10 protein-coding genes are annotated in these 12,401 nt (G+C 52.0%); all 10 read left to right on the top strand.

Annotated elements, in window-relative coordinates; all coding sequences use genetic code 11:
* Position 1 precedes the first annotated feature (1 nt).
* On the top strand, positions 2–859 hold the full coding sequence (locus ACFVSO_RS17220) for an ABC transporter ATP-binding protein (protein WP_387475703.1): 858 nt from the start codon (positions 2–4) through the stop codon (positions 857–859).
* Positions 860–874: 15 nt separating this feature from the next.
* Positions 875–1,489, top strand: coding sequence for an RNA polymerase sigma factor (locus ACFVSO_RS17225; RefSeq protein ID WP_387475705.1), 615 nt, complete (start codon positions 875–877; stop codon positions 1,487–1,489).
* Positions 1,490–2,161: 672 nt separating this feature from the next.
* Positions 2,162–2,803, top strand: coding sequence for a formylglycine-generating enzyme family protein (locus ACFVSO_RS17230; protein ID WP_387476228.1), 642 nt, complete (start codon positions 2,162–2,164; stop codon positions 2,801–2,803).
* 355 nt (positions 2,804–3,158) lie between these two features.
* On the top strand, positions 3,159–4,115 hold the full coding sequence (locus tag ACFVSO_RS17235; protein ID WP_387475707.1) for a hypothetical protein: 957 nt from the start codon (positions 3,159–3,161) through the stop codon (positions 4,113–4,115).
* Positions 4,112–7,033, top strand: a complete 2,922-nt coding sequence (uvrA, locus tag ACFVSO_RS17240) for an excinuclease ABC subunit UvrA (protein ID WP_387475709.1) — start codon at positions 4,112–4,114, stop codon at positions 7,031–7,033. The genes ACFVSO_RS17235 and uvrA overlap by 4 nt, the downstream gene beginning before the upstream one ends.
* Before the next feature lie 352 nt (positions 7,034–7,385).
* A complete protein-coding gene (gene cntA / locus ACFVSO_RS17245) occupies positions 7,386–8,981 on the top strand; it encodes a staphylopine-dependent metal ABC transporter substrate-binding lipoprotein (RefSeq protein ID WP_387475711.1) in 1,596 nt (531 codons plus the stop codon).
* Positions 8,982–9,001: 20 nt separating this feature from the next.
* On the top strand, positions 9,002–9,937 hold the full coding sequence (gene opp1B / locus ACFVSO_RS17250; protein WP_387475713.1) for a nickel/cobalt ABC transporter permease: 936 nt from the start codon (positions 9,002–9,004) through the stop codon (positions 9,935–9,937).
* Positions 9,934–10,830 (top strand): staphylopine uptake ABC transporter permease subunit CntC, encoded by an 897-nt coding sequence (cntC, locus tag ACFVSO_RS17255; protein ID WP_387475715.1) that lies wholly within the window; start codon positions 9,934–9,936, stop codon positions 10,828–10,830. The genes opp1B and cntC overlap by 4 nt, the downstream gene beginning before the upstream one ends.
* A gap of 1 nt (position 10,831) precedes the next feature.
* Positions 10,832–11,659: a staphylopine uptake ABC transporter ATP-binding protein CntD gene (cntD, locus tag ACFVSO_RS17260; RefSeq protein WP_387475716.1), complete on the top strand. Its 828-nt coding sequence runs from the start codon at positions 10,832–10,834 to the stop codon at positions 11,657–11,659.
* Entirely contained in the window at positions 11,646–12,371 is a 726-nt protein-coding gene (locus tag ACFVSO_RS17265) for an ABC transporter ATP-binding protein (protein ID WP_387475718.1), read from the top strand. The genes cntD and ACFVSO_RS17265 overlap by 14 nt, the downstream gene beginning before the upstream one ends.
* Positions 12,372–12,401 lie beyond the last annotated feature (30 nt).

Below are 12,401 nucleotides of genomic sequence, written 5' to 3' on the forward strand. Positions count from 1 at the left end.
CATGATCGATTGCGAAGGATTGGTGAAAATCTATAAGTCGGACGATGTAGAAGTCGTCGCCCTGCAAGGGCTGAACTTGAAGGTTGCACATAAAGAGATGATTGCCATTATCGGCAACAGCGGCAGCGGTAAGTCGACGCTGCTTAATATATTGGGCGGTCTGGATCGCCCTTCAGCGGGCAAAGCAGTCGTAGGAGAATGGGACTTGCTGCAGATTAACGAGAAGGAGCGGGTCGCCTACAAGCGGAATACCGTGGGGTTTATATGGCAGAATAATTCCCGGAATCTGCTTCCTTATTTGACCGTGCTGGAAAACGTGGAGACGGCGATGATGGTTGCCGGGAAAGTCGACTCAGCGTACGCCAAGCAATTGGTCGAGTGGGTAGGATTATCTCATCGAATTAACAATAAGCTGGTTCAGCTGTCCGGCGGGGAGCAGCAGCGAACGGCGATTGCCATCTCGCTGGCCAATCGCCCGTCTCTGCTGCTGGCAGATGAACCAACCGGTTCTGTAGATGCTCAGACTTCCGACCAGATCATGAACATATTCCGCAGCTTGAACCGGGAGACGGGAGCGACAATTGTTATCGTCACGCATGATCTGTCCTTGGCGCGCAAGGTTGATCGGGTCGTTGCGATTCGGGACGGAATGACAAGCTCAGAGATGATTAAGCGGTCGGCATCACAGTCGGAGCAGTCGTCTCGGGCAAAGGAGGAGCACGAGGAGTATGCCGTCGTAGACCGGTTCGGAAGACTGCAGATTCCTGAAGAGCTGAGACAGAGGCTGGGTATTCAAAACAAAGTGAAGCTGTCAGTTGAACATGCCAAACTAATGCTGGAAGTGCCTCATACAGAATAGAAGGGAGAAATGCTTATGTCCTCCACCCAATTTGAAACGCTCGTACAGTCGCATTTGCCGGAATTGCGCAGGTACTGCCGCTACTTGTCAGGCTCCGTATGGGATGGCGAGGACCTCTATCAGGAGACGTTGGTCAAGTCATTCAGCTATTACGTAAGGAAGGGCGATATCAAGGAGGTCAGACCTTTCTTGTACCGTGTAGCCAAAAATCGGTGGCATGACGAATACCGGCGAAGCGGGCCGGGGATACAGGAACTGGATACGGCAGAGACGGGTGCTGTCACGGATGTTGATTATGCGGAAGTGCGAGGCTGGATGGAGTGGGTGGCTCGTTGTATGCCGCTCAGGCAAGTCGTTGTATGGCTGCTGGCCGATTATTTCCGCTATACCATGAATGAAATCGCCAGCGGGTTGTGTACGACCATGTCAGCAGTCCGCTCCATCTTGTTCCGTGCACGATTAAGGCTGCGGGAATGTCAAGCAGCTCAGCCCGATGCTGTATTCGCTGCTGATCGTAAGTCTGTGAGAGAGCTTTCCCTTCCGATCGAGAAATTGGTCTATTGCGTAATCAGAGACAATCCGGAGCCTCTGTTCCGACCATGCAGCCAATTGAGAGCTAGGATAGAGTAGAGGATTGAGAAACGATCCGCCGATCGAGGGGTGAAAGCTTTTGGGTGATAGTATATGTATAATTTTGGATAAAAAACCAACCAGTAGAACTGGTTGGTTTTTTGTAATCATAATGTAATACGATTTGCCTAATATCGTATGCTTAATGGACTATTATTTTGGGGAAATGGTCTTATAATAAGAGGTAATAAATCTATTTTCATGTAGAGCTGCATAAAGATAAAGAATTGCATTTGATTTTGAGGAAAAGGAAGGATCTACATGCCCCCATATTATTTCACTGAAATCTGGACACCTCTTAAACTTGTAGGTGTCCGCTTGTTTAGAGATGATGACCGGGAGGTGTGGATCAAGATTGGGAATCACAAGAGACGCAAGCTGCGTTCCAAGTCGTAATCATTCAGCTTGGTTCATCAGGATTGCTCTCCTATACATAGGATTAGTATAGAATCAGCAGCCCGATGGGCTGCGATTTTTTTTGACAGCATAAGTGAAAATTATGTATTCTTTATGAATTACTGGCATGGTAGCGGAAGTATGCGTTAACAGATTGGCCAATGGACGAAGCGGCTAGCCGCCTGGTGAATGCTATAGTTGCATTATCGAAAAGCATATAGTTTGGAAGGGGGATGAACGGTGTCACTGTCAAACAGAGGTTATGCTCATTATCCGATGAGTAAGATTGCAGCAGGCGAGGTCGCCTTAAGGGATGATCGGAAGAAGACGCAATGGACGGAGCAGGTGGATTCCTTTATGCTCGCACCGGTTCCAGTTACGAATGAGTTGTATTATGCCATCTTGCAACAGTCTATTGAACCGTATGTTCTTCCTGGGGCTCCGGTTGTGGAAGTGTCATGGGACGAGGCCATCTTTTTTTGCAATTTGTTTTCCCGGCATTCAGGTCTGCAAGAATACTACTCAATGAATGGCGGCAACCATGTCGATTGTAACCTGGACGCCAATGGCTATCGACTCCCGACGGAAGCAGAGTGGCAATATGCGTGCAAAGCCGGTACAACCGGGTACCGATACGGCGAGCTTGATGACATCGCTTGGTACCGGGACAATGCGGAGGGCAAAGTGCAGGAGGCAGGCAGCAAGCAGCCTAACGCATGGGGACTCCATGATATGCTGGGCAACGTATGGGAGTGGTGCTGGGATCTCTATGATGTGAACGTCTACGGCACCTATAGAGTATTCCGCGGCGGGAGTTGGGCGGAGGAGGCCAGAGGCTGCGGAGCGACATGCCGCCGCCGCAGCCATCCGACATTCCGCATCGATGATCTTGGATTTCGAGTTGCGAGATCCTTTTAAATTGTAGAAAGAAGGTGGGGGAATCATGGTTTGAAGGTATTGGCAATCATGATGAGTGGAATAAAACCAACCTTTCATTCAAGAAGATTATGAAGTAGTCAGGATGACTAGAAGCCTTTTTGAAGATATGAATTTTCAATGGAATAACCATACACAAGGGAACCTCGTACAATAGGGGTTCTCATTATTTTTATGGAAAACGGTCATGGATCTTTGATATAGCCTGTTTATAAAGGGAAGTGGTACTATTTAACTAATTATATGGAATCGTTAACAAAAATGATAAATTTTCGCCGTGAATGGCATCAGTCGTAGAGAGGATTATTTTGAAAGCAGCCAAGAAGGAGTGGGATGAATGGAAGTAAGCCATGCAAGCTCGATGACGGCGGTCTTTCGCGAGGCGCTGGAGATTTTTGTAGAGAAGATTAAAGGAGATGACCAAGTGATAGCCGCGATTCTGCTTGGAAGCATGTCCTATGATCAGGTATGGGAGAAGTCCGATATCGATCTCAAGCTTATCGTTCATGATCAGAAGCTGGAGACGGTCTATACCTGCTTTGTGGAAAAGGATATTCCGATCAACGCGAGCATTCAGACGCGCAACGAGTTCAAGCGCTGGATGGAGCGCTCCATGCAAAGCGCCTTCAGTCACTCTATGCTGGTGAGAAGCACGCTGCTCTTCACGAAGGATGAGTCGATTATCGAATATATGGAGCAAATCCGCCACGTTGGCAACCGGGACCGCGAGCTGCATCTTGTCATGCTAGGCTGCCATGCCTTGGGAATGCTCGCCAAAGCGGAGAAATGGCTGTACGTCAAGGACGATATGATCTACAGTGCGGCATGGGTGATCAAGATGGCGGATGGGCTGGCCCAGATTGAAGTGGTTCTTCAAGGCGAGGTTCCTATGCGCGAGGTCGTTCAGCAGGCGCTCCGCTTCAACCCGGACTTTTTCAATGTGGTCTATACGGAGCTGGTAGGCGCCGAGGTGAACCGGAGCAAAGTAGAGGCCGCTTTGCGGCTTGTTGATGGCTATTTGAAACAGCGGGCGGAAGCGATGTTCCAGCCAATTATCGCCTACTTGAAGGAAGAGGCGGACATTCGCACCGTTACGAATCTGGATATGAAATTCCGCATGCTCATCCCGGTTGAGGCGGGTCCCATAGCATCGGCTTGCGACTTGCTTGCCGAGCAAGGCTTGATTACCAAATGGGAATCGGAGACGAAGGCTACGCCAAAGAGCAGAGTGCCGCTGCTTGAACCCGCCTATGCGTATGATCGTGACGAAATGGAGATGTGGATGAACGGATGAAAACATTCATTGAGGTACGCGGAGCCAGGCAAAACAATCTGAAAAATATCGACGTCAATATCCCGCGGGACAAGCTCACCGTTATTACCGGCGTCAGCGGCTCGGGCAAATCATCGCTTGCGTTCGATGTCATCTATGGCGAAGGGCAGCGGAGGTTTCTGGATTCGCTGTCTACCTATGCCAAGAGCCGGATGAGCCAGGTGAAGAAGCCGGAGGTCGACTTTGTGTATGGACTCTCCCCGGTCATTGCTATCGAACAGAAGAAGGGCATTCTCAATCCGCGCTCCACAGTCGGGACGATGACGGATATTTATGATTTTCTGCGGCTGCTCTTCGCCTCGACGGGCGAAGCAAGCTGTCCGCTATGTGATCATCCCATTCCGATCCGTTCCTCCTTGCAGATGATCGAGCATATTCAGAAGCTGCCCGAAGGGACGGAGCTGGAGGTGCTGGCGCCGGTATACAAGCTGTATGGAGAGACGTATGAGACGACCTTTGATGAAATCCGCGCCAACGGGTTCCGTACACTCTTGATTGATGGCGTACGCACCCATCTCACCGATCATGTCGAGCTGGAGGAGGAAGCGGAGTACCGGATCGAGATTGTCGTGGATAAGGTGATTGTCAAGCCGAATATTTACAAGGTGCTGACCAAGACGATTGAAAACAGCCTGAGCCTGGTCGGGGAGGGCTTCATCCGTTTCGAGATTGTTGCTGTCCCAGAGGGGGCGACATTCGATGCGGAGAAGTTCTACGGACAATTCGCCTGCCCGGAGCATCATCTGACGATGGGGGAGCCCCAGCCCCATTATTTCTCCTTTAATGATAGCGACAGCGCATGCCGAACCTGCGGCGGCCTTGGCACGTTCATGAGAGCGGAAGCCCGGTTTCTGGTGCGGGATAAGAATAAAAGCATTCTGGCTGGTGCAATCGAACCCAAATTGCTTAGTACGTCCAGCAAAGGCACCTGGATCTGGTCGCTGGTGAAATGCATGGCGAAGCATTACGACTTTGATCTGAATGTGCCCCTGAAGGACATGCCAGGCCCTGTGCAGGACATGTTGTTTTATGGGACGAAAGGAGAGAAGTTTCCGTTTATCGCCGACGAGAGCTCAAGCAAGACACAGTTCCGGCATGAGGGCAAGATGATGACCTTTGCCGGATTCGTACATATCATCAACTGGTGGTACAAGCTGTTCTTGAAGCGGCAGGGCAGTCAGGGCGAAGCGGATTTCTATAAAAAAGTGATGATCGAGCATACCTGTCCGGATTGTGAGGGGAAGAAGCTAAAGCCTCAGCGGCTTTGTGTCCGCGTCGGCGGCGCCGATATTCATGAGATGAGCGTGATGCCGCTGAGCGAGCTGAAGTATTTCTTAGGGCATTTGAGCTTTAGCGATACGAAAGCCCGTGTCGGCGGACAGATTACAAAGGAGATTCTGACACGTCTGGACTTGCTGCTCGATATCGGGCTGCATTACCTTAGCTTAGGTCGGCGGTCCGATACGATATCGGGGGGAGAGGCGCAGCGTATTCGTCTGTCCACTCAGATCAGCACGGGACTAATGGGCATGCTGTATGTGCTGGACGAGCCCAGCATCGGACTTCATGCGAGAGACAGCGACCGCATGATCAACACGCTGAAGAAGCTTCGCGATCTGGGCAATACCATCATCGTTGTGGAACACGATATAGATACGATTCTGAGCGCGGATCATATTATCGAGATTGGGCCTGGGCCGGGGAGGGACGGCGGCGGACTAATTGCGGAGGGCAAGGCGGAGCAGCTTGCGGCATCGCCGGCATCGGTCACGGGCGCATTCCTGTCCGGCGCGCGGATGATTGGGATTCCTGCTCAGCGGCGACCATTAACGGGGAAAGCTATTGGGATTCGTGGAGCGCGAGCAAATAATTTGCAGCAGGTGGACGTGGATATTCCGCTTGGCGTTCTAGCCTGTATCACGGGCGTATCGGGTTCGGGCAAAAGCACGCTCATTAATGAAGTGATGTGCAAGCAGTTATTCTCCATCTTCCATGATGCCAGAATCAAGCCGGGCGAGCATGACTCGCTGACGGGGCATGAGCATTTGACAGGCATTATTACGATTGATCAATCTCCGATCGGCCGAAGCACACGCTCCAACCCGGCGACCTATGTCGGATTGTTCGATCGGATACGCGAGCTGTTTGCAGAGGAGGCCGGGACGGCTGGCAGCCGATTGACCAAAAACGATTTCAGCTTCAACCAGAAAAACGGCGGTCGCTGCGAGAATTGCCAAGGCGAAGGCATCGTCGTGACGCAATTGCAGTTCATGCCGGATGTCGAAGCGATCTGTCCGGCGTGCAAAGGGACCAGATTCACGGATGAAGTGCTGGAGATTAAGCTGAGGGACAAGCATATCGCCGATGTGCTGGATATGAGCATTGAAGAAGCGGCGGGTTTTTTCGAGGGACAGACCTATCTTCAGCATAAGCTGAAGGTGCTTCATCAGCTTGGCCTTGGTTATTTGAGACTGGGGCAATCCTCGACAACGTTGTCCGGCGGCGAGGCGCAGCGGATCAAGCTGGCTTATGAACTGGGCAAGCTGAAGCGGGGCAGCCATAATCTGTACGTGCTGGACGAGCCGACGACCGGCCTGCATCTCAGCGACATTCAGAAGCTGATCGACTGCCTGCAGCAGCTTGTGGATGCCGGACATTCGGTTCTGGTCATTGAGCATCATCTGGATTTGATCAAGGTAGCTGATTATGTGATCGATATGGGACCTGACGGCGGAAGTAACGGAGGTCAGGTGGTAGCAATGGGCACGCCTGAAGAGGTAGCGCGGGTGGAGCGATCGCTTACCGGGAAGTTTCTGGCCCGGTCGTTAGGGCGGCATGTGAGAGGCAAAGATGTGAAGGACAGCCAGCTTATATACTAGACAGTTGAATAATAGATGAATAGATGAATAGATGAATAGATGGATAGATTCATGCACAAGAATGGAGTCCAGTTGCATCCAGTGCCAAGAGGGATGACGAACGATAGCGCCTCCTATCAACCGGAGCATCATGATTATGGTATCATCGATTTTCCGCTCTATCTTTTTGGTGTTGCAAGTGTAAAAGTAAACCAAAATCGATCCTGTCCGGGGTCGATTTTTTGTTAGTTCATTTCCCGATAGGAAGGATGACTGGGCTGGAAGGAAAATTATTATTGACATTGATAATAGTAATCATTACAATCAAATGGATTATGATCGTAACAATTACTATTAAGGAGAGGGTCCAAGAATGAACAAACAACACAAGCTTGGTCTATTGGCTGCTGTATTGGTCATAGCATTGCTTACTGGATGCAGCAGCAACAAATCCGGCACGGAGGGGGTAAGCGAGCTGATTTTTGCCACGGCGAAAGATATCAATGACATGAATCCCCATCTCTATACGGGATCGATGGCTGCGCAAGGAATGGTCTACGAATCGCTGGTGGAGCACACGAAGGATGGAATCAAACCCTTGCTTGCGGAATCATGGGACATATCCGGCGATGGAACAGTCTATACCTTTCATTTGAGAAAAAACATAACGTTCCATGACGGAGCACCGTTTAACGCCGAAGCAGTCAAGCAGAACATCGAGGCCGTACAGCGCAATGCCGCCAAGCATACCTGGATCAAGCTGTCCACGAAGTTATCCTCTATCGATGTCATAAATGAGCATACGGTCCGGCTGACATTGGATGAGCCGTACTACCCGGCACTGCTGGAGCTGTCAATGACCCGCCCTTATGTATTCCTATCCCCCAATGACTTTGTGAACGGCGAGACGAAGGACGGCGTTTCGGGCTATAACGGAACGGGTCCTTATCGGCTGGCTGAGCATGTGACGGATCAGTATGCCCGTTTCGTTGCGAACGACCAGTATTGGGGCGGGGCGCCGCAGGTGAAGGGCATTACAGCCAAGGTGCTGCCTTCGGGCGAGACGACTTTGCTGGCTCTACAGAAGGGAGAAGTCAACTTTGTCTTCACCGACGACAGAGGCGCCGACAGCATCGATGTGGAGGCGATGGAGCGGTTGACGCAAACCGGAGAATATCAGATCATTCGCAGCGAACCCATGAACACCAAGATGATTGTTGCCAATAGCAGCAGATCGGATAGTCCGGTCAGCGAGAAGGCGGTACGCGAGGCGATCTGGCATACAGTCGACCGTGAGACGATTAGCCGAACCATCTTCAGCGGGACAGAGACGGCGGCGGATACCTTGTTCTCCTCCAACGTCCATTACGCCGATGTTGAGCTGCAAAAGAGAGCATTTGATCCGGACCGGGCAGCTCGGCTGCTGGAGCAGGCGGGCTGGCTGAAGGAAGACGGCGGTGACATTCGGGCAAAGAACGGACTTCCGCTGACGATGAAGCTGTATTATGACGTCAACTCCTCCTCGCAGAAGACGCAAGCGGAGCTGCTTCAAAGCGAGACGCTTAAAATCGGCATCAAGCTGGAGCTGATCGGCGAGGATTCCACCTCTATTGCCAAGCGGAGATCAACCGGTGATTACGATCTTCTGTTCAATCAAACGTGGGGCCTTGCCTACGATCCCCAAAGCACCATAGCGGCATTTGCTTCGGAGTCGTCCTATCGGCATACGACAAGCGGTATTCCTCAGGCAGAGGAGTTGTACCGGAAGATCGACGAAGTGATGATTTCTACGAACGAGAATACACGCCAAGCGCTGTATGCTGATATTTTGACGATTGTACATAATCAGGCAGTCTTCATTCCGCTTACAAACGGCAGTGTAACGGTTGTAGCCCCTGCTTCACTAAAAGGCGTGACCTTCAAGCAAACGCAATTTGAACTGCCTTTCGAAGGCATGTATTTCGAATAATGAGCCCGGATATTTAACGAATGAGCAACTATATCGTTAAGCGCATTGCCATGACGTTGCCGCTGCTGCTGGTTATTTCTTTTTTGACCTTTGTGTTGAATCATCTCTCTCCTATGGACCCTGCCGAGGTTGTGCTGCATGCGCAAGGGGTGCCGGTTCTGACGGAAGAACTGATAGCCGAGACGAGAGTGAAGCTCGGTATGGACCGGCCTTTGCTCATCCAGTATGCCGATTGGCTGCTTGCAAGCCTCCAGCTTGATTTTGGCCATTCCTTTGTGACGGGAATGCCGGTCTGGTCGTTGTTAGGTCCCGCTTTTCTCCATACGGTCAAGCTGACATTGGTTTCATCGTTATTGATTATGCTGATGTCGATTGGACTTGGTATCGTCTGCGCCTTGCGGAGCGGCAGATGGCTGGATCTTTCCGTACGGAGCGTGTCGTTTCTGTTATCCTCGATGCCTGCTTACTGGCTTGCCGCATTGCTCGTATGGTTCCTCGCCGTCCGGCTGGATTTGCTGCCGACCAGCGGGATGAACGGTGTCGACAGCTACATTTTGCCGGTAACGGTCATTGTGGCGGGGTATGCAGGCATTTATTTCCGCTTGATCCGAAGCTCTATGCTAAGCCATATGAATGAGGATTATGTCTTGTACGGAAGAGCCTGCGGCTTGCCGGAGAGCAAGATCACGATGAGCATCTTGCGAAATTCCATGCAGGTAGCCGTATCGGTATTCGGAATGGCTATTCCCGTTATATTGGGAAGTACGGTTGTAGTAGAGAACGTGTTTGCATGGCCGGGTCTCGGCACGCTTACGGTCAAATCGATCTTGAGCCGGGATTTCCCGATGATTCAAGCCTATGTCTTACTATTGGCCGTTGCTTTTGTTCTGTTCAATACAGCCTCAGACGTAATCAATGCCCTGTTAAATCCTAAGATGAGGAAGGAATTAAGATGAAGGTGCTTCTACATATCATGAGGGACAAATGGTCGGCTGTATCATTTACTATTCTCTCGGTGACGTTGTTGATCGGTCTGTGTGCTCCGCTTATTGCGCCGCATCCGCCGAACGAGGTCCATATGGATCTGCGCTTCGCAGGGATGTCTTGGCAATATTGGCTGGGCAACGACCATCTTGGGCGCTGTGTGCTTTCTCGTCTCATCTATGGCATACGTCCAAGCGTGCTTGGAGTGCTTGCGGCTTTGGCTGCATCTGTAGGCATTGGAGCGATAGCTGGTTTTGCCGCCGGTTACTTTCGAGGGAGGGTCGACGCAGTCCTGATGAGAATTTGCGATTGTATGCTCTCTTTCCCGGGGTATGTGATGACGCTTGCTGTTGTGGGTATGCTGGGAGCGGGGTTAATCCATATTCTAATCGCTTTTGTGCTCATGAAATGGGCGTGGTTCGCCCGGGTGATCCGTACTGCGGTTATGCAGGTTGCGGAAGCTTCCTATGTCCAGTTCGCCAAGACGCTCCGTACGAGCCACCTCAACATTATGACGAAGCATATTTTGCCGGTTGCGCTTCCGGATATCGCCGTCATCTCCAGCAGCTCGTTCGGCTCGATGATCTTGCAAGTCTCCGGCTTGTCGTTCCTCGGCCTCGGTATAGAGGCGCCGCATGCGGAGTGGGGAATGATGCTCAATGAAGCCAGAACGGTCATGTTCTCCAGACCAGAGCTGATGCTGGCGCCTGGACTTGCGATTATGATTGTCGTATCGGCGGTGAACTTCCTGTCCGATTCGCTGCAGACGCAGCTGGACCCCAAATTAATGCATACCGGACGGCAGAAGAAAACGGGCTTCGGAGCTGCCTTGCTTGCCAAAGCTGCCCGGAAGGAGGCCATGTAGCATGGCGGTGAATGTGCTGGAAGTGGAGCATTTGAGAATATGGGAGGCACGCACCGGCAAGGTACTTGTGCCGGGCAGCTCCTTTCGTCTGGCGAGGGGAGCGTGCCTCGGCATTGTCGGGGAGAGCGGCAGCGGCAAGTCGCTGACGTGCAAGGCTATTCTCCGGCTTCTGCAAGGCGGGCTACGCCAGTCGGGAAGCATCCTTCTGAATGGAATCTCTCTGGCAGAGCTCTCGGAGAAGGAGATGCGCGCTGTCAGAGGCAAGCGGCTGTGCATGATTATGCAGAACGGCATGCGCGCTTTCGATCCTTCCCGTCCGGTAGGCGCTCACTTGAGGGATACGTTGTCGGTACATGGCGATTGGAGCAGCATGGAGATTGAGGAGTTGCTGCAAGAAGCGCTGCTGAGCGTCGGACTCAATGATCCTAGAGTTGTCTTGGGTCGTTATCCGCATGAGCTGTCCGGGGGCATGCTGCAAAGGGTGATGATTGCGCTCGCCCTTGCACTTAAGCCCGATGTAATCATTGCCGACGAGCCGACTACGGCGCTGGACGCTGTTACGCAATTCGAGGTGATGGAGCAATTCGTACAGCTGCGCGCTCTTACAGGCAGCAGCATGCTGTTCGTATCCCATGATCTGGGCGCAGTGAAACGCATTGCGGATCAGGTCATTGTGATGAAGGACGGGGAGATTGTGGAGCAGGGAACCCCGAGCGAGCTGTTCACCCGTGCGGAGCATACTTATACCCGGCAGCTGGCTTCCTCCAAGCTGCCGCTTCATCACCATTACATGAAGCTGATGGGAGGTGCTGGCTTTGTTGAACGTTGAAGGTGTATACAAGTCGTACCGCAAGGATGGCTGGTTCGGTCATTCGCGTCATTACGTGTTAACCGACATCAGCTTCGAGTGGAGAAGGGGTGAATGTCTCGGCATTATCGGTGAAAGCGGCAGCGGGAAATCGACGCTGGGGCGTCTGTTGCTGGGAATCGAGAAGCCGGATAGCGGCATCATCTCCTTCGGCGGCAAGCCGGTTGCCGGCCGGAAGTCGGGAAGAGTCGGCTTAAGCGCTGTATTCCAGGACTATACGTCATCGATTAATCCGTTTTTCCATGTTCGTCGGGCGATGCTTGAGGTGCTGCCCCGTGCCTCAGACGATGAGCTTGAAGAACGGCTGCTGCAGGTGGGACTTGATGCTTCCTATCTGCCGAAGTATCCCCATGAACTATCCGGCGGAGAGGCGCAGCGGGTATGCATCGCCAGAGCTGTTGCAACGGGATCGCCTTGCATCTTGCTGGATGAAGCAATCAGCTCGCTGGACGGGTCCGTTCAGATGCAAGTGCTTGAACTGCTGAAAGGCTGGAGAGAGAAGCACGGAACGGGCTTCATCTTCATCACGCACGATATCCAGGCGGCGGCCTATCTGTGCGACAGGATTATGATTATCCGACATGGCCGAATCGAGGAGTTGGTAGATGCCGCCGATCTACAGCATGTCAAATCTCTCTACGCGCAAGAGCTGCTGCGCAAGGTCTTGTTATGACGGGAGGATGGAGCGGCATGCACACGGCTA

Origin of the sequence: Paenibacillus sp. NPDC057967 (assembly GCF_042887015.1) — a bacterium.
Classification (GTDB): Bacteria; Bacillota; Bacilli; order Paenibacillales; family Paenibacillaceae; genus Pristimantibacillus.